Origin of the sequence: Streptomyces lomondensis, assembly GCF_014651035.1 — a bacterium.
Taxonomy (GTDB): Bacteria; Actinomycetota; Actinomycetes; order Streptomycetales; family Streptomycetaceae; genus Streptomyces; species Streptomyces lomondensis.
This window is the reverse complement of the sequence record NZ_BMWC01000001.1, coordinates 1,498,849-1,515,386: the sequence shown is the minus strand read 5'-3', so window position 1 is coordinate 1,515,386 and position 16,538 is coordinate 1,498,849. Positions and strand designations below refer to the sequence as shown.

The following is a 16,538-nucleotide window of genomic DNA, read 5'->3' as shown; positions in this document are numbered from 1 at the left end:
TCGGCGTCTTCGGGGGCCAGGGCTGGGGGCGCCGGCGGAACCGGCACCTGGTCCACGGACATCTCGGCTTACCTGCCAGACGTGCGAGGCTGGAGACATGGCCCGAGTCGACTACTTCAACGATCCGAACGCCCCGAAGGCGAACAGCATCGTCCCGTCCGTAACCGCGGTGGCGCTGAACGACGCCGGGGAAATCCTGCTGATCCACAAGACGGACAACGACCTTTGGGCCCTGCCCGGCGGCGGGGTCGACGTCGGCGAGTCAGCACCCGACGCAGCCGTACGGGAGACGAAAGAAGAGACCGGCTTCGACGTCGAGGTGACTGGCCTGGTTGGCACCTACACCAACCCGGCCCACGTCATGGCGTACGACGACGGTGAAGTGCGGCAGCAGTTCTCCATCTGCTTCCAGGCCCGCATCGTCGGCGGCGAGCTGCGCACCAGCAGCGAGAGCAAGGAAGTGGCGTTCGTCCACCCCAGTCGGCTGGACAGCCTGAACATCCATCCGTCGATGCGGATGCGGATCGATCACGGGTTGGCGAACCGGCCGGAGCCTTACGTCGGCTGATCACCCAGGCGAGCGCGCGTCCGTTCCACGGCGGCCCCGAGGTACGGACGCGCCTTGCTGATCGCGTTGTGCACTTCGCTGCCCGGCTCGTACCGCTCCAAGATCTCGTCGATACGGCGGTCGAAGTCGAAGGACTGTCCAGCCGGACCGGTCGTCATGTCGGCGTAGATCAAGGCGTCAAGGACGGGAGAGTCCTCCCGCTCGTACACGGCCAACTCTCCCGACAGCCCACGCTGTTCGGCCTCGTACACGGCACCCGAGTGGTGGGCGACCAGCCGGACGAGCCGGGACGGCGCCCCTAGCGTCTCCAGGTAGCGAGCTCCGTCGAGGGGATGGAATCCCGTCTCCCGCAGTTCCGGGGCATAGCCGATGTCGTGCAACCACGCGGCAGCGACGAGGAGATCCTGATCCTCTACGGACACAGCCGCCGAAGCCTCACGAGCACGCGCCGCCACGGCCTGAGTGTGCAGCCAGCGGTTCCCGAGCGGAGGCAAGAGCGATTCGGCCAGCTCGGCCGCACCTGGGGGCGTGTCCAGTCCAGAGGTCATAGATCGCACGGTAGCCCAACTGCGCATGTCGCTGAAGCCGGAGACCGGCCGCTGAATCTCTGTCGCGGTAAGAGTTTCCCTACTTCATCAAGTGCCCGCGCACGGCGCGGGCGCGCGCCGCCTCTGCGGCGCGGCCTGCCTCCTGTCTTCGCCCCGGCTGGCCGCGCCCGGCGGCGCGCTCGGCGACTGCGGGCAAGGAAGCGGGAGACACCCTCTGTGGCTGGGGCGGTCGGCTCCACGGCTTTAGGCAGCCACTTTGGGGCGAGCCTCTAAGATCATGGCCCCAACGTCGTGCTTTAACGGGCAGGTCCACAGACTGCCCGACTCGCCGGAAGCTTACGGGGCCATGATCACTCGCCCCAAAGCAGCTCCAGCCCAAAGCCGCTCCGCCGACCCGTCGTTGCCACTACGATCTACCAACACAAGCACGAACGAGTGGGGGAAACATGACGGGTCAGGACGCGGCCAACGAGAGGGCCGAGGGCGATTGGCCGGACGTCGAAGAAGAAGTCTCAGAAGAAACCAGCGAAGAAGAAAGCGGAAGTGTACGGCCCGACCCTGGCGCACCCACAGATCTAGAAAAGAATCTAATTCGAAAGCTCGCCAGTTACGAAATCGACTTCAAGCAGATTCAAAATTCTCGTCTCATCTTTCAGCCGAACCCGAAGTGGGATGGCAGCACTTCCGATGAAACACACCTGCCCCGCGACCGAGCCGCAGAGCTACTTGAGCAGCTGAATCACAAGCCACGCGTCTCCACACGGTGGGCCGGTATTGTACTCGAAGACCAAGGTTACATCGAGGTTCTACTACGCCCGAACACGCAATTCATGATTCGGGATCAGCTCGTGCGGTCATTCACTAGGCTCGTCGCTGACGATTTTGACACTTGCCGCAAGCATAGCGAAAGCAATCAGCGCGCCTTCCCCACCCTCGCACTCCCGCGCGTCGGAGGCAATATTGAGCAGTTTAGGCTGCACCTTGTCGACGAACGCTGCTGCATGGAGCTTTCCAGCCCATCTCCAGTCTGTCACGTTCTCGCCAATGAAGGTTTTACAGTTCGCCCGAGATACCTCGCAAGCCTGAAGATCGAGTTCGGTCGAGAGATGACCGTGCCTGAGATCGAAGACGAAGCCGAACCAATCATTAACTCTCTCATCTACGAACTTGACGTACGAAACAATATCAAGGCTCGTGTCGCTCGTTGGCCCTCTAAATCTGATCGCCGCCCCTTTCGGCGCGCTCGCCCCAACAGGGTCGTACGCTTCCCTCAAACGAAAATCGACCCAGAAGTTTCCGTTCTCTTCGGATTTGCAGGGAGTGCATCCGGCAACCCACCCTTGTCATTCCTCTCCTACTATCAAGTACTAGAAAATTTCTTCCCACTTGCGACACGTCGGAGCGCAATCCGAAAACTAGAACTGGAGCTTTCAGACCCGCGCTTCGATCGCCGCGACGACAAGTACCTGATGCGACTTCTCACGGTCGGCGAAAATGCGGCGGCAGTGTCAGAATCGATGCAACTGAGGACTCTCCTGGAAGAGTTCGTTCGGGGAGGGAGTCTTGTCGACTTCTTCACTGAAAGCGACTGGGGGAAGCACTTCACGAAGAACGGGCCAATCCACGGCATTATCGAAAGCATAAATACCGAAAATCGAACAAAGCCGCTACCGCACCAAGTTGCAGACCGGGTTTACAGAATCCGAAACCGAATTGTGCACGCCAAGGATGATCCAAAATTTGAGAGTGTTCCGGCACTGCTACCGCAAAGTGAAGAGGCGGAAGCTCTGTGGCCGGACATTGAGCTCGTTCGGTTCCTGGCATTCGAGGTCATTCTGAGCGCGCAAGCTAGAAGCAAGTAGACCAGGCAGGCGGGCAACAGAAGTCAGGGCTCATGCACGAGCGCCCTCCCGGGCCGTCCTCGGGCCGTGGAAGGGCGCTCAACGATGACCAACGTCGACAACTGCCGACAGCTCAGCAGCAGGTCAGGACGTTGATCGATAAGGCGGCCGCAGGTCACGGCCGCCCGTGATCAGTTGTGGCTGTGCAGGATCTCGTTCAACCCGCCCCACACCGCGTTGTTCGGCCGCGCCTCCACCGTTCCGGTGACCGAGTTGCGGCGGAAGAGGATGTTGGAGGCGCCGGACAGCTCGCGGGCCTTGACGATCTGGCCGTCGGGCATCGTGATGCGGGTGCCGGCGGTGACATAGAGGCCGGCCTCGACGACGCACTCGTCGCCGAGGGCGATGCCGACGCCCGCCTCGGCGCCGATCAGGCAGCGCTCGCCGATGGAGATGATGACGTTGCCGCCGCCGGACAGGGTGCCCATCGTCGAGGCGCCGCCGCCGATGTCCGAGCCGTCGCCGACCACGACACCGGCGGAGATACGGCCCTCGACCATCGACGTGCCGAGCGTGCCGGCGTTGAAGTTGACGAAGCCCTCGTGCATGACGGTGGTGCCCTCGGCGAGGTGGGCGCCGAGGCGGACCCGGTCGGCGTCGGCGATCCGGACGCCCTTGGGGGCCACGTAGTCGGTCATGCGCGGGAACTTGTCGACGGAGGTCACCTGGAGGTGCAGGCCCTCGGCGCGGGCGTTGAGCCGGACCTTCTCCAGGTCGTCGACGGCGACCGGGCCGAGCGAGGTCCAGGCGACGTTGGCGAGGAAGCCGAAGATGCCGTCCAGGCTCTGGCCGTGCGGCTTGACCAGGCGGTGGGAGAGCAGGTGCAGGCGCAGGTAGGTGTCGTGCGCGTCGATCGGCTTCTCGTCGAGCGAGGCGATGACCGTGCGGACCGCGACCACTTCGACGCCCCGGCGGGCGTCCGGGCCGATCGCCGCGGTCGCGCCGCCGCCGAGCAGCTCCGCGGCACGCTCGGCGGTCAGCCGCTCGGTGCCGGACGGGCCGGGCTCGTCGACGAGCTCGGGCGCGGGGAACCAGGTGTCGAGGACGGTGCCGTCGGCGGCGATCGTGGCGAGGCCGGCGGCCACGGCGCCGGTGGTGCGAGGAGCAGTCGTGTCGGTCATGAGGGCAACCTAACCGGCGGACGGCGGTCGATGCGAACCGGTGCGGGGGCGTCTCACGGGACGGGCGGTATCCGCCCCGCGGAGGAGCCTCTCAGCAGCACGGACACCCCGCCGCCGGCCTCACCCGCGGGCCCCGGCGAGGACCCGCCCCAGCACCTCCCGCGCGTACGCCTCGTCGTACGGCACCCCCGTCAGCAGCACCTGGAGGCAGATGCCGTCGATGATCGCCACCAGGGCCCGCGCGGTGACGGGATCCGTACGCCGGCAGAGCAGCTCGGCGACTCCCGCGGCCCACTCGGCGGCGACGGGGCGCAGGGCGGGCCGGCGCAGGGCGGCCAGGTACAGCTCGTACTCCAGCTCCACGCCCGTACGGTCGCCCGCGAGCCACTCCCCCATCCACCCGGCGAGCTCGGCCGCCAGGTCGGTCCGGGGGTCCTCCAGGCCGCCGCGCCCGGCGACGACCTTGGCGAAGCCCTCGTTGGCCTGCCGCAGCGCCGCGACCAGCAGCTCGTCGAGGGTCTCGAAGTGGTACGTCGTGGAACCGAGCGGCACGTCGGCCTCGGCGGCGGCGGTGCGGTGGCTCAGCCCCGCGATGCCCTTGGTGCCGACGACCCGGATCGCCGCGTCGATGATCCGCTGCCGCCGCTCGGGGTCGTGGCGCCGGGGCATCAGTGGGCACCTCCCAGGTTCAGCACCACGACCCCGGCGATGATCAGCGCGATCCCGGCGGCCTTGGCGACGGTCATGCCCTCGCCCAGGAAGACGATCCCGATCGTGGCGATGGCCGCGGTGCCGGCCCCGGCCCAGATGGCGTAGGCCGTGCCGACCGAGACGGTCTTCAGCGTCTGCGCGAGCAGCCCGAAGGAGACGAGGTAGCCGAGGAGCGTGAGCAGCGAGGGCCCGAGCCTGCTGAAGCCGTCGCTGTACTTCATGGCGGTGGTCGCGCCCACTTCGGCGGCTATGGCGCCGGCCAGCAGCAGATAACCCATGTGTACAAGCGTACGCAACATGTGTACGACCGTACGCAACGGGGTCGTGGATATCGGAGAGAAATCGCTCTCACCAAACGCGCCCCAGGAGTCCCGCAGGTCCACTACGGTGGCCACCGATCACACACCGGGCCCCCACAACTGCGCCGCCGTCAAGGGTGCCCCGCCGGAGGAACAGCGCATGTCAGAAGAGAAGTCCCGGCCGCCGCAGGACCGCCCCTGGGAGAGCGGCTGGGCCCCGGACACCACCCGGGCACCGGGAACGCGTCGGCTCTGGCTGGCGGGCGCCCTCGCCCTGGCCACGGTCAGCGCGTGCGTCACGGCCATCACCGTGTTGGAGAACGAGTCGGGCGAGCCGGCCCCCCAGGCGGCGGAGCCGACCACGCTCGGCAGCTCGGCCCCGGGCGGCCTGATCTCCTTCGCGACGCCCTCCAAGAGCGGCTCCCCCACCCCGGACGCGGACCGCGGCCGCCCGTCCCCCACCCCCACCACGAGCGCGCCCACCAGCGCCGCCCCCACGCCGAAGCCGCAGGAGAAGGCACCCAAGCCGCCGGCGTCCGAGAAGCCGTCGAAGCCCTCGAAGCCGCCGGCCTCCGACGGCACCTCCATACGCTCGGTCAACTACCCCGACCGCCACTGGCGCGTGCGCGACGGCTACGTCCGCCTGGACCAGATCGGCTCCGGACCCGAGCAGCGGGAGGACGCCACCTTCCGGCGCGTCGCCGGTCTCGCCGATCCCTCCTGCTACTCCTTCAGGACGGCGGACGGCCGCTACCTCCGCCACCGCAGCTTCGTCCTGGTCGCGAACACGAACGACGGCTCCTCCCTCTTCCGCAAGGACGCCACGTTCTGCCCCCACTACTGGTCCCCGTCGGGCACGCTCAGCCTGGAGTCGGTCAACTACCCGGGCCGCTTCCTGCGCCACCGCGACTTCCAGATCCGCCTGGACCCCTACGAGAACAGCCACCGGTACCACTCGGACGCGTCGTTCCAGATGGTCGCCGGGCTGGCCTGAGCATGCGTAAGGGCGGCACCCCGGAAGGTGCCGCCCCACGTCAGCCGGTGGATCAGACGTTGAACCCGAGCGCGCGAAGCTGCTCCCGGCCATCGTCCGTGATCTTGTCGGGGCCCCACGGCGGCATCCAGACCCAGTTGATGCGCAGCTCGTTCACCAGGCCGTCCGTGGCGGACTTGGCCTGGTCCTCGATGACGTCCGTCAGCGGGCAGGCCGCCGACGTCAGGGTCATGTCGACGGTCGCGATGTTCGCGTCGTCGACGTGGATGCCGTAGATCAGGCCCAGGTTGACGACGTCGATGCCCAGCTCGGGGTCGACGACGTCCATCAGGGCCTCGCGGAGTTCCTCCTCCGAAGCCGGCTTCATCTCCACGGTCTCGCTCATGCCGTCGTCTCCTTCTCGGCGTCGGCTCCGCCCAGCGCCTGGGCCGTCGCGTCCTTCCAGGCCATCCAGCTCAGCAGGGCGCACTTGACCCGGGCCGGGTACTTGGACACCCCGGCGAACGCGACCGCGTCCTCCAGGATGTCCTCCATCGCGTCGTCGGGCTCGATCTTCCCCTTGGACTGCATCAGCTCCAGGAAGGTCTCCTGGATCTTCCGCGCGTCGGAGAGGTCCTTGCCGACGAGCAGGTCGTTCAGCACGGACGCGCTCGCCTGGCTGATCGAGCAGCCCTGGCCCTCGTACGAGACGTCCTCGATCCTTGTGCCGTCGTACTTCACGCGCAGCGTGATCTCGTCACCGCACGTCGGGTTGACGTGGTGCACCTCGGCGTCGCCATCCCGCAAGCCCCGGCCGTGCGGGTGCTTGTAGTGGTCCAGGATGACTTCCTGGTACATCGAATCCAGCTTCACGGTTTCCGCACGCCTCTCAGCCGAAGAAGTTCCGTACGTGCTCCAGGCCGTCGACCAGTGCGTCGATCTCAGCCGGCGTGGAGTACAGATAGAACGACGCTCGCGTGGTCGCAGGAATTCCGTAGCGCAGGCAGACCGGCCGGGCGCAGTGGTGGCCGACCCGGACCGCGATGCCCTGCTCGTCGAGGACCTGGCCCACGTCGTGCGGGTGGATGTCGCCGAGGGTGAAGGAGATCGCCGCGCCGCGCTCCTCGGCCGTGGTCGGGCCGATGATGCGCAGGTCGGGGACCTCCAGCAGCCGCTTCACCGCGTACTCGGTGAGCGCGTGCTCGTGGGCGAGGATCTTGTCCATGCCGATCGAGTTGAGGTAGTCGATCGCCGCGCCGAGACCGACCGCCTGGGCGACCGGCGGGGTGCCCGCCTCGAACTTGTGCGGGGCGGGGGCGTACGTCGACGAGTGCATCGACACGGTCTCGATCATCTCGCCGCCGCCGAGGAACGGAGGCAGGTCCTCCAGCAGCTCCTGGCGGCCCCAGAGGACGCCGATGCCGGTCGGGCCGCACATCTTGTGGCCGGTGAAGGCCACGAAGTCGGCCTGGAGGGCCTGCACGTCCAGCGGCATGTGCGGCGCGGCCTGCGAGGCGTCGATGCAGACCAGCGCACCGACCTCCTGGGCGCGGCGCACGATCGCCTCGACCGGGTTCTGGGTGCCGAGGATGTTGGAGACCAGCACGAAGGAGACGATCTTCGTCTTCTCGGTGATGACCTCGTCCATGTTCGACAGGTCCAGGCGGCCGTCGTCGGTGAGGCCGAACCACTTCAGCTTCGCGCCCGTGCGCTGCGCGAGCAGCTGCCACGGCACGATGTTGGAGTGGTGCTCCATCTCCGTGATGACGATCTCGGTCTCGGAGTCCACGCGGTAGGGCTCGTCGGCCCAGCCCAGCATGTTCGCCACGAGGTTGAGCGACTCGGAGGCGTTCTTGGTGAAGATCACCTCGTCGCGCGAGGGCGCGTTGATGAAATCCGCGACCTTGTCGCGCGCGCCCTCGTACAGCGCCGTGGCCTCCTCGGCGAGCACATGCACACCGCGGTGGACGTTGGCGTTGTAGCGCTCGTAGTACTCACTGAGTGCGTCCAGCACCTGGCGCGGCTTCTGGCTGGTCGCCGCGTTGTCCAGGTACACGAGCTTCCGGCCGTCGTGGACCTGCCGGTCCAGGATGGGGAAGTCCTTGCGGAGCGCCTCGGTGTCGAGGAGGCCCGGCAGCTGTGTCACGCGGATACGCCACCCTTCGTGTATGCCTCGTAGCCCTCTTCCTCCAGCTTGTCGGCGAGCTCGGCACCGCCGGACTCGACGATCCGGCCGCCGGAGAAGACGTGCACGTGGTCGGGCTTGATGTAGCGGAGGATGCGCGTGTAGTGGGTGATCAGCAGCGTGCCGACCTCGCCCGTCTCGCGGACGCGGTTCACGCCCTCCGACACGACGCGCAGCGCATCGACGTCCAGGCCGGAGTCGGTCTCGTCGAGGACCGCGACCTTCGGCTTGAGCAGCTCCAGCTGGAGGATCTCGTGGCGCTTCTTCTCACCGCCGGAGAAGCCCTCGTTGACGTTGCGCTCGGCGAAGGACGGGTCGATGTTGAGGCGCTCCATGGCCTCCTTGACCTCCTTCACCCAGGTGCGCAGCTTGGGGGCCTCGCCGCGGATGGCGGTGGCGGAGGTGCGCAGGAAGTTACTCACCGACACACCCGGGACCTCGACCGGGTACTGCATGGCGAGGAACAGGCCGGCGCGGGCGCGCTCGTCGACGGACATCTCCAGGACGTCCTCGCCGTCGAGGGTGACGGTGCCGCCGGTGATCGTGTACTTCGGGTGTCCCGCGAGGGAGTAGGCGAGGGTCGACTTGCCCGAGCCGTTGGGGCCCATGATGGCGTGCGTCTCGCCCTGCTTCACGGTGAGGTCGACACCCTTGAGGATTTCCTTCGTGCCGTTCTCGACCTCGACGGTGACGTGCAGGTCTCGGATTTCAAGCGTTGCCATGGGTGCCTCAGGACTCCTGGGTGAGGGAGACGAGCACGTCGTCCCCTTCGATCTTTACGGGGTATACGGGGACGGGGCGCGTCGCGGGAAGGGCGTCGGGCTTGCCGGAGCGGAGGTCGAAGCGCGAGCCGTGCAGCCAGCACTCGATGTGGCAGTCGTCGACCTCGCCCTCCGACAGGGAGACGTTCGCGTGCGAGCAGATGTCGTGGATCGCGAACACCTCGCCCTCGGTCTGCACGATGGACACGGGCGTGCCGTCGAGTTCCACCCGCTTCGGGGTGTCCTCCTCCAGCTCGCCGAGTCCGCAGGCGCGTACGAAGGCCGTCATCAGACCGACGCCTCCAGCTCCTCGTCGATCTTCACGAGAAGGCGCTGCTCGATGTCGTCGACACCGATCTGCTGGACGAGTTCGGCGAAGAAGCCGCGGACCACCAGTCGGCGGGCCTCGTCGGCCGGGATGCCGCGGGCCATCAGGTAGAAGAGCTGCTCGTCGTCGAAGCGGCCGGTGGCGGAGGCGTGACCGGCGCCGACGATCTCGCCGGTCTCGATCTCCAGGTTCGGCACCGAGTCGACCCGCGCACCGTCCGTGAGGACGAGGTTGCGGTTCATCTCGTAGGTGTCGGTGCCCTCGGCCTTGGCCTCGATCAGCACGTCGCCGATCCACACGGCGTGCGCGTCGTCGCCTTGGAGCGCGCCCTTGTAGACGACGTTCGACTTGCAGTGCGGGGTGTTGTGGTCGACCAGGAGGCGGTGCTCCTGGTGCTGGCCCTTGTCGGTGAAGTAGAGCCCGAGCAGCTCGGCCTCACCGCCGGTGCCGGCGTAGGACACACGCGGGTGCAGCCGCACGAGGTCGCCGCCGAAGGTGACCACGACCGACTTGAACGAGGCGTCCCGGCCGACGAGGGCGTTGTGCTGGGCCACGTGCACGGCCTTGTCGTCCCAGTCCTGGACGGAGACGACCGTCAGCTTGGCGCCGTCGCCCAGGAGGTAGTCGACGTTGGCTGCGAGCACCGCGTCACCGGTGTGGTCGATGACGACGACGGCCTCGGCGAAGGCGCCCAGCTCGATCACCTGGTGGGCGTAGGCGGTCCCGCCCTCGCCGTGCACGGCGATCCGGATCGGCTCGGTGAGGACCGTCTCCTTGGGGACGGTGACCACGCCGGCCTTCTCGAACGCCGAGTACGCCTGCGCGGCGATCCGGTCCGCCGGGGTGCCCGCCTTGCCGAGCCGGGCGTCGTCACGGCCGACGGTCTCGACGGTGACGCCCTCGGGGGCCTGGATCTCCACCTTCAGTCCCTCGCCGGTGGCGACGGCGGTGCCGTCGTGCAGCCCGCGCAGGCGCTCCAGCGGGGTGAACCGCCACTCCTCCTCACGGCCGTGCGGAACGGGGAAGTCCGCGACGTCGAAGGAGGGGGGCGCGCTCATGCGCGTGGCGACGGTCGACTCTGCGGCCACCGCGATCTGGCCGGCGGTGGTGGAGCCCACCGGGATTGTCTGAGCCTCAGCCATGGCTGTCGTAGTGCTCGCTTTCTGAGTAAGACGTGTGTGCCGGACGGGGCGGGGTCAGCCGACCGCGCCTTCCATCTGCAGCTCGATCAGCCGGTTGAGCTCCAGCGCGTACTCCATGGGGAGCTCCTTGGCGATGGGCTCGACGAAGCCGCGCACGATCATCGCCATCGCCTCGAACTCGCTCAGGCCGCGGCTCATCAGGTAGAAGAGCTGGTCCTCGGAGACCTTGGAGACGGTCGCCTCGTGGCCCATGGACACGTCGTCCTCACGGACATCCACGTAGGGGTACGTGTCGGAGCGGGAGATGGTGTCGACGAGCAGCGCGTCGCACAGCACGTTCGACTTGGAGCCGTGGGCGCCCTCGCCGATCTCGACCAGACCGCGGTAGGACGTACGGCCGCCACCGCGCGCCACCGACTTGGAGACGATGTTGGACGAGGTGTTCGGCGCCATGTGGACCATCTTGGAGCCGGCGTCCTGGTGCTGGCCCTCGCCGGCGAAGGCGATGGACAGCGTCTCGCCCTTGGCGTGCTCGCCCATCAGGTAGACGGCCGGGTACTTCATCGTCACCTTGGAGCCGATGTTGCCGTCGATCCACTCCATGGTCGCGCCCTCGTAGGCGACGGCGCGCTTGGTGACCAGGTTGTAGACGTTGTTCGACCAGTTCTGGATGGTCGTGTAGCGGCAGCGGGCGTTCTTCTTGACGATGATCTCGACGACCGCGGAGTGCAGCGAGTCCGACTTGTAGATCGGGGCGGTGCAGCCCTCGACGTAGTGCACGTACGCACCCTCGTCGACGATGATCAGGGTCCGCTCGAACTGGCCCATGTTCTCCGTGTTGATACGGAAGTAGGCCTGGAGCGGGATCTCCACGTGCACGCCCGGCGGGACGTAGATGAAGGAGCCGCCCGACCACACGGCGGTGTTCAGCGCGGCGAACTTGTTGTCACCGGCGGGGATGACCGTGCCGAAGTACTCCTTGAAGAGCTCCGGGTGCTCCTTCAGCGCGGTGTCCGTGTCGAGGAAGATGACGCCCTGCTCCTCCAGGTCCTCGCGGATCTGGTGGTAGACGACCTCCGACTCGTACTGCGCGGCGACGCCGGCGACGAGGCGCTGCTTCTCCGCCTCGGGGATGCCGAGCTTGTCGTAGGTGTTCTTGATGTCCTCGGGCAGTTCCTCCCAGGAAGCGGCCTGCTTCTCGGTGGAGCGCACGAAGTACTTGATGTTGTCGAAGTCGATGCCCGACAGGTCCGAGCCCCAGTTCGGCATGGGCTTCTTCTCGAAGAGGCGCAGGCCCTTGAGGCGGAGCTTGGTCATCCACTCCGGCTCGCTCTTCTTGGAGGAGATGTCCCGGACGACGTCCTCGCCCAGGCCGCGACGCGCCGACGCACCGGCATCGTCCCGGTCGGCCCAGCCGTATTCGTACTTGCCCAGGCCCTCGAGCTCAGGGTGGGCAGTCTCCGTGGGGAGAGTCATGCGGGGTTCCTCCCGGCCGTGCTTGCGGATGCGTTGTGGGAAATCTTGGGGATGAACGTCGTGCAGACGCCGTCGCCGTGCGCGATGGTGGCGAGCCGCTGTACATGCGTACCGAGCAGCTCGGCGAAAAATTCCGTCTCCGCCTCGCACAGCTGGGGGAACTGCTCGGCGACGTGGGCGACCGGGCAGTGGTGCTGGCAGAGCTGTTCACCCTTCTGGGGGTGGGGCGCGCTGCGCGCCGTAGCAGCGTACCCGTCCGCGCTGAGCGCCTTGGCCAGCGCTTCGGTCCGCTGCTCGGGCGGGGCGGCCGCGACCGCCTCGCGGTACGCGCTCGCCTGCGCGGCGATCCGGGCGCGGGCGAAGGCGGCGATCGCCTCGCTGCCGCCCTCGCGGTCGGCGATCCAGCGCAGGGCGTCCGCCGCGAGCTTGTCGTACGACTGGTCGAAGGCGTCCCGGCCGCAGTCCGTCAGGGCGAAGACCTTGGCGGGACGGCCGCGGGTGCGCGTGCCGTAGACCCGCTGCTCGCGGGCCTCCACGACACCGTCGCCCGCGAGGGCGTCGAGGTGCCGGCGTACGGCCGCCTGGGTGAGACCCAGCCGGTCGGCGAGCTCCGCGACGGTCGAGGGGCCGTGGTCCAGGATCGACCGCGCGACCCGGTTGCGGGTGGACCGCTCCCCGGTCGCGAGCTCCTCCTGCGGGGCCCCCGTGGGGGTCTCCCGAGCCTCGCCGACGTTTTTCACAACGCCATTGTTGCGTAATTCATCAGGGGCGGGCAAGCCGCGTCCTGCCCGCCCGACGGTGCCCTGCGTCACTTAGGTATACCTAATCTGACCTGCGGAAACGATCTCTGCTCGATCAAACCGGTGGCATGCCGCAGCCGCTTCCGGGACACTCCCGAACCATGCCCACACCCCCTCCCACCGGCCCTCTTGTCACCCTGGACACCCTGCGCACGCAGCTGCGCGAGCTGGGCGTCCGGCCCGGCGAGACCCTCCTCGCGCACACCTCGCTCAGCTCTCTCGGCTGGGTCAACGGCGGCGCCGTCACCGTGGTGCGGGCCCTGCTCGACGCGCTCGGCCCGGACGGCACGGTGGTGGTCCCGACGCAGACGGGCGACCTCTCCGACCCCGCCGTGTGGGCGGATCCGCCCGTGCCCCCCGAGTGGTGGGCGGCCATCCGCGCCACGATGCCCGCGTACGACCCGCGGATCACGCCCGCGCGCAGGGTCGGCGTCGTCCCGGAGACCGTGCGCACCTGGCCCGGCGCGCTGCGCAGCGCGCATCCGCAGACCTCGTTCGCGGCGATCGGCCCGCGCGCGGCGGAGGTGACCGAGGGGCACGCGCCCGACTGCCGGCTCGGCGAGCGCAGCCCGCTCGCGAGGCTGGAGGCGATGGGCGCCCGGGTCCTGCTACTCGGCGCCGGCTACGCCTCCTGCACCAGCTTCCACCTCGCCGAGTACCGGATACCGTCCCCGCGCGTCGCCGTGGGCCGGCCGGGGCCCGAGGGCTGGGAGACGGTGACCGAGGTGTCGATCAGCTCGGACCGGTTCGACGAGCTGGGCCACGACTTCGAACGGGACCGTCCCGTCGTACGCGGCAAGGTCGGGGCGGCCGAGGCGCGGCTGTTCCCGGTGGCGGACGCGGTGGCCTACGCCGAGCGGTGGCTGGCGGTGCACCGGCCGCGCGAGGAGGAGTAGCCGCACCCGCCGACCCGGGCCCCCGCACTCGTACCTAGACTCTGGACCCATGCGAAGTGAGCCCGTGGTCCAGGTCCAGGCCCTGGTGAAGCGGTACGGCCCGAAGACCGCGGTGGACGGGCTCGACCTGGTGGCCCGGGAGGGTGTGACGGCCGTGCTCGGCCCCAACGGGGCGGGCAAGACGACCACGGTCGAGACCTGCGAGGGGTACCGGAAGCCGGACTCCGGCACGGTGCGCGTCCTGGGCCTCGACCCGGTCAGACAGTCCGCCGCGCTGCGGCCCCGCGTCGGCGTGATGCTCCAGTCCGGCGGCGTCTACTCGGGCTCCCGCGCCGACGAGATGCTGCGCCACGTGGCCCGGCTGCACGCGCACCCGCTGGACGTGGACGCGCTCATCGAGCGCCTCGGCCTCGGCTCCTGCGGCCGTACGACGTACCGGCGGCTGTCGGGCGGGCAGCAGCAGCGGCTCGCCCTCGCGATGGCCGTGGTCGGGCGCCCGGAGCTGGTCTTCCTGGACGAGCCGACCGCCGGGCTGGACCCGCAGGCCCGCCGCGCCACCTGGGATCTGGTCCGGGATCTGCGCGCCGACGGCGTCTCCGTGATCCTCACCACGCACTACATGGACGAGGCCGAGCAGCTCGCCGACGACGTGGCGATCATCGACGCGGGCCGGGTCATCGCCCAGGGCTCGCCGGAGGAGCTGTGCCGCGGCGGCGCCGAGAACACCCTCCGTTTCACCGGCCGGCCCGGCCTGGACGTGGGCTCGCTGCTGAAGGCCCTGCCCGCCGACTGCTCGGCCGCCGAGCTGACGCCGGGTTGCTACCGGGTCACCGGCAAGGTCGACCCGCAGCTCCTCGCGACGGTCACCTCCTGGTGCGCCCAGCACGGCGTGATGCCGGAGAAGATCTCGGTCGAACGGCACACCCTGGAGGACGTCTTCTTGGAGCTCACCGGCAAGGAGCTGCGCGCATGACCGCCACCGGCACCGGGATGTACACGCCGAAGCCCGGCGCGGCCCCCCTCCGCCGCATGATCGCGGCCCAGGCCCTGCTCGAGACCAAGATGCTGCTGCGCAACGGCGAGCAGCTGCTGCTGACCGTCGTCATCCCGACCTTGCTCCTGGTGCTCTTCAGCACCGTGGACATCGTCGACACGGGCTCCGGAGAGGCGGTCGACTTCCTCGCGCCAGGCATCCTCGCGCTCGCGGTGATGTCGACGGCGTTCACCGGCCAGGCGATCGCGACGGGCTTCGAGCGCCGCTACGGCGTCCTGAAGCGGCTCGCCTCCTCGCCCCTGCCGCGCTGGGGCCTGATGACGGCCAAGACGCTGTCCGTGCTGGTCACCGAGGTGCTCCAGGTGGTCCTGCTGACGGTGATCGCCTTCGCGCTGGGCTGGTCGCCGCAGGGCAACCCGTTCGCCGTGCTGCTGCTCCTGGTTCTCGGTACGGCGGCCTTCTCGGGCCTCGGCCTGCTGATGGCCGGGACGCTGAAGGCCGAGGCGACGCTCGCCGCGGCGAACCTGGTGTTCCTGCTGCTGCTCGTCGGCGGCGGGGTCGTCGTCCCGCTCGACAAGTTCCCCTCCGGCGCACAGGACGTGCTCGGCCTGCTGCCCATCTCGGCGCTGTCCGACGGGCTGCGGGACGTGCTCCAGCACGGGGCCGGGATGCCCTGGGGAGACCTGGGAATCCTCGCCGTCTGGGCGGTCGTGGGGCTGGCGGCCGCCGGACGGTTCTTCCGCTGGGAGTAAGGCGGGGGCAGGTCGATGACGGACCCTCGTGAAAGCGTGCACAAGCGGCGTCCTACGATGGGTCGCGTGCCAAAAGTGACCCGCGCCGACGCCACGGCGGCCCTGCGCAACCCCCTTGCCTTCATCGCCGAGCGCTGGACCCCGGAACCCCGGACGGTCCAGCGCGCGGCCCTCTCCGCGATCATGATGTCGGTGCTCATCGTGGTCACCGGCGGAGCCGTACGGCTGACCGGCTCGGGCCTCGGCTGCCCGACCTGGCCGAAGTGCACCGCCGACTCGCTCACCGCGACCAGCGCGATGGGCGTCCACGGCGCCATCGAGTTCGGCAACCGCATGCTGACGTACGTGCTGTGCGCCGCCGTCGGCTGGGCGATCATCGCCGCCCGCTCCCAGAAGCCGTACCGGCGCGGCCTGACCCGGCTGGGCTGGGCGCAGTTCTGGATCGTGATGAGCAACGCGGTGCTCGGGGGCATCGTGGTGCTGGTCGGGCTCAACCCGTACACGGTCGCGGCGCACTTCGTGGCGACGTCCGCGCTGATCGCGGTGGCCACGGTGATGTGGCAGCGCACCCGTGAGGGCGATGCCCCGCCGCGCCCGCTGGTCGGCAAGGCCGTGCAGCAGCTGGTGTGGTTCCTCGTCGCGGCGGCCGTGCTGCTCATCCTGGTCGGCACGGTGGTCACCGGCGCGGGCCCGCACGCGGGCGACTCCAGCGAGGTCGAGCGGATGCCGGTCGACTGGGAGACGGTGAGCAAGCTGCACGCCGTGCTGGCGTGGATCGTGGTGACGCTGACGTTCGCCCTGTGGTTCGTCCTCAAGGCGGTCGACGCGCCGCGCGACCCACTGAACCGCACCCGCGAACTGTTCCTGATCCTGCTCGCGCAGGGCGTCATCGGCTACGTCCAGTACTTCACCGACCTCCCCGAGGTCCTGGTCGGCCTGCACATGTTCGGCTCGGCCGTGATGTGGATCTGGGTCCTGCGGGTGGTGCTGTCGCTGCGCGAACGGCCGGAGTTCGTGGCCGACGTGCCCGGCCCGGCGGCCGAGGCGACCCTGAGCAAGGCCTAGAAGCCACCCTGACCAGGG

19 protein-coding genes are annotated in these 16,538 nt (G+C 68.7%); 7 read left to right on the top strand and 12 right to left on the bottom strand.

Annotated features, from left to right (window positions below; all coding sequences use genetic code 11):
• Positions 1-97: 97 nt before the first annotated feature.
• A complete protein-coding gene (locus IE255_RS06585; protein WP_190049143.1) occupies positions 98-568 on the top strand; it encodes an NUDIX hydrolase in 471 nt (156 codons plus the stop codon).
• On the opposite strand, the gene IE255_RS06580 is transcribed toward IE255_RS06585, so the two are convergent.
• Positions 556-1,116: an HD domain-containing protein gene (locus tag IE255_RS06580; protein ID WP_190049142.1), complete on the bottom strand. Its 561-nt coding sequence runs from the start codon at positions 1,114-1,116 to the stop codon at positions 556-558. The genes IE255_RS06585 and IE255_RS06580 overlap by 13 nt on opposite strands.
• Positions 1,117-1,562: 446 nt before the next feature.
• Between IE255_RS06580 and IE255_RS06575 the strand changes: the two genes are divergently transcribed.
• Positions 1,563-2,978 carry a hypothetical protein gene (locus tag IE255_RS06575; RefSeq protein WP_190049141.1) on the top strand — a complete coding sequence of 472 codons (1,416 nt, stop codon included), beginning with the start codon at positions 1,563-1,565 and terminating at the stop codon, positions 2,976-2,978.
• A gap of 170 nt (positions 2,979-3,148) precedes the next feature.
• Here the strand turns inward: IE255_RS06575 and dapD are convergent, their stop codons facing one another.
• From dapD to IE255_RS06560, 3 genes are all read right to left on the bottom strand, one after another.
• A complete protein-coding gene (gene dapD / locus IE255_RS06570) occupies positions 3,149-4,138 on the bottom strand; it encodes a 2,3,4,5-tetrahydropyridine-2,6-dicarboxylate N-succinyltransferase (RefSeq protein ID WP_190049140.1) in 990 nt (329 codons plus the stop codon).
• Positions 4,139-4,258: 120 nt separating this feature from the next.
• Positions 4,259-4,807: a TetR/AcrR family transcriptional regulator gene (locus IE255_RS06565; RefSeq protein ID WP_190049139.1), complete on the bottom strand. Its 549-nt coding sequence runs from the start codon at positions 4,805-4,807 to the stop codon at positions 4,259-4,261.
• On the bottom strand, positions 4,807-5,127 hold the full coding sequence (locus IE255_RS06560) for a DMT family transporter (RefSeq protein WP_190049138.1): 321 nt from the start codon (positions 5,125-5,127) through the stop codon (positions 4,807-4,809). The genes IE255_RS06565 and IE255_RS06560 overlap by 1 nt, the downstream gene beginning before the upstream one ends.
• 181 nt (positions 5,128-5,308) lie before the next feature.
• Here IE255_RS06560 and IE255_RS06555 point away from each other — a divergent pair, with 181 nt between their 5' ends.
• Positions 5,309-6,142 (top strand): AbfB domain-containing protein, encoded by an 834-nt coding sequence (locus tag IE255_RS06555; protein ID WP_190049137.1) that lies wholly within the window; start codon positions 5,309-5,311, stop codon positions 6,140-6,142.
• 52 nt (positions 6,143-6,194) lie between these two features.
• On the opposite strand, the gene IE255_RS06550 is transcribed toward IE255_RS06555, so the two are convergent.
• The 8 genes from IE255_RS06550 to IE255_RS06515 are packed head-to-tail and all read right to left on the bottom strand — an operon-like array spanning position 6,195 to position 12,753.
• Positions 6,195-6,527 carry a metal-sulfur cluster assembly factor gene (locus IE255_RS06550; RefSeq protein ID WP_009187969.1) on the bottom strand — a complete coding sequence of 111 codons (333 nt, stop codon included), beginning with the start codon at positions 6,525-6,527 and terminating at the stop codon, positions 6,195-6,197.
• Positions 6,524-6,994 (bottom strand): Fe-S cluster assembly sulfur transfer protein SufU, encoded by a 471-nt coding sequence (gene sufU / locus IE255_RS06545; RefSeq protein ID WP_190049136.1) that lies wholly within the window; start codon positions 6,992-6,994, stop codon positions 6,524-6,526. The genes IE255_RS06550 and sufU overlap by 4 nt, the downstream gene beginning before the upstream one ends.
• Positions 6,995-7,010: 16 nt before the next feature.
• Positions 7,011-8,267: a cysteine desulfurase gene (locus IE255_RS06540; RefSeq protein WP_190049135.1), complete on the bottom strand. Its 1,257-nt coding sequence runs from the start codon at positions 8,265-8,267 to the stop codon at positions 7,011-7,013.
• Positions 8,264-9,028: a Fe-S cluster assembly ATPase SufC gene (gene sufC, locus IE255_RS06535; protein WP_190049134.1), complete on the bottom strand. Its 765-nt coding sequence runs from the start codon at positions 9,026-9,028 to the stop codon at positions 8,264-8,266. Before sufC ends, IE255_RS06540 begins: the two co-directional genes overlap by 4 nt.
• A 7-nt stretch (positions 9,029-9,035) precedes the next feature.
• Entirely contained in the window at positions 9,036-9,356 is a 321-nt protein-coding gene (locus tag IE255_RS06530; RefSeq protein WP_190049133.1) for a non-heme iron oxygenase ferredoxin subunit, read from the bottom strand.
• Positions 9,356-10,537 (bottom strand): Fe-S cluster assembly protein SufD, encoded by a 1,182-nt coding sequence (gene sufD, locus IE255_RS06525; RefSeq protein WP_190049132.1) that lies wholly within the window; start codon positions 10,535-10,537, stop codon positions 9,356-9,358. Before sufD ends, IE255_RS06530 begins: the two co-directional genes overlap by 1 nt.
• 54 nt (positions 10,538-10,591) lie before the next feature.
• Positions 10,592-12,013, bottom strand: coding sequence for a Fe-S cluster assembly protein SufB (sufB, locus tag IE255_RS06520; RefSeq protein ID WP_190049131.1), 1,422 nt, complete (start codon positions 12,011-12,013; stop codon positions 10,592-10,594).
• Positions 12,010-12,753, bottom strand: coding sequence for a helix-turn-helix transcriptional regulator (locus tag IE255_RS06515; RefSeq protein WP_190049130.1), 744 nt, complete (start codon positions 12,751-12,753; stop codon positions 12,010-12,012). Before IE255_RS06515 ends, sufB begins: the two co-directional genes overlap by 4 nt.
• A gap of 161 nt (positions 12,754-12,914) precedes the next feature.
• On the opposite strand from IE255_RS06515, the gene IE255_RS06510 reads away from it, so the two are divergent.
• Genes IE255_RS06510 through IE255_RS06495 form a run of 4 tightly spaced genes read left to right on the top strand, consistent with a single transcriptional unit; the run spans position 12,915 to position 16,520 of the window.
• Positions 12,915-13,709, top strand: coding sequence for an AAC(3) family N-acetyltransferase (locus IE255_RS06510; protein WP_190049129.1), 795 nt, complete (start codon positions 12,915-12,917; stop codon positions 13,707-13,709).
• A 49-nt stretch (positions 13,710-13,758) separates the two neighbouring features.
• On the top strand, positions 13,759-14,682 hold the full coding sequence (locus tag IE255_RS06505; protein WP_190049128.1) for an ABC transporter ATP-binding protein: 924 nt from the start codon (positions 13,759-13,761) through the stop codon (positions 14,680-14,682).
• Positions 14,679-15,455, top strand: a complete 777-nt coding sequence (locus tag IE255_RS06500) for an ABC transporter permease (RefSeq protein WP_190049127.1) — start codon at positions 14,679-14,681, stop codon at positions 15,453-15,455. Before IE255_RS06505 ends, IE255_RS06500 begins: the two co-directional genes overlap by 4 nt.
• 57 nt (positions 15,456-15,512) lie before the next feature.
• Positions 15,513-16,520, top strand: coding sequence for a COX15/CtaA family protein (locus IE255_RS06495; RefSeq protein ID WP_190049126.1), 1,008 nt, complete (start codon positions 15,513-15,515; stop codon positions 16,518-16,520).
• Positions 16,521-16,538 lie beyond the last annotated feature (18 nt).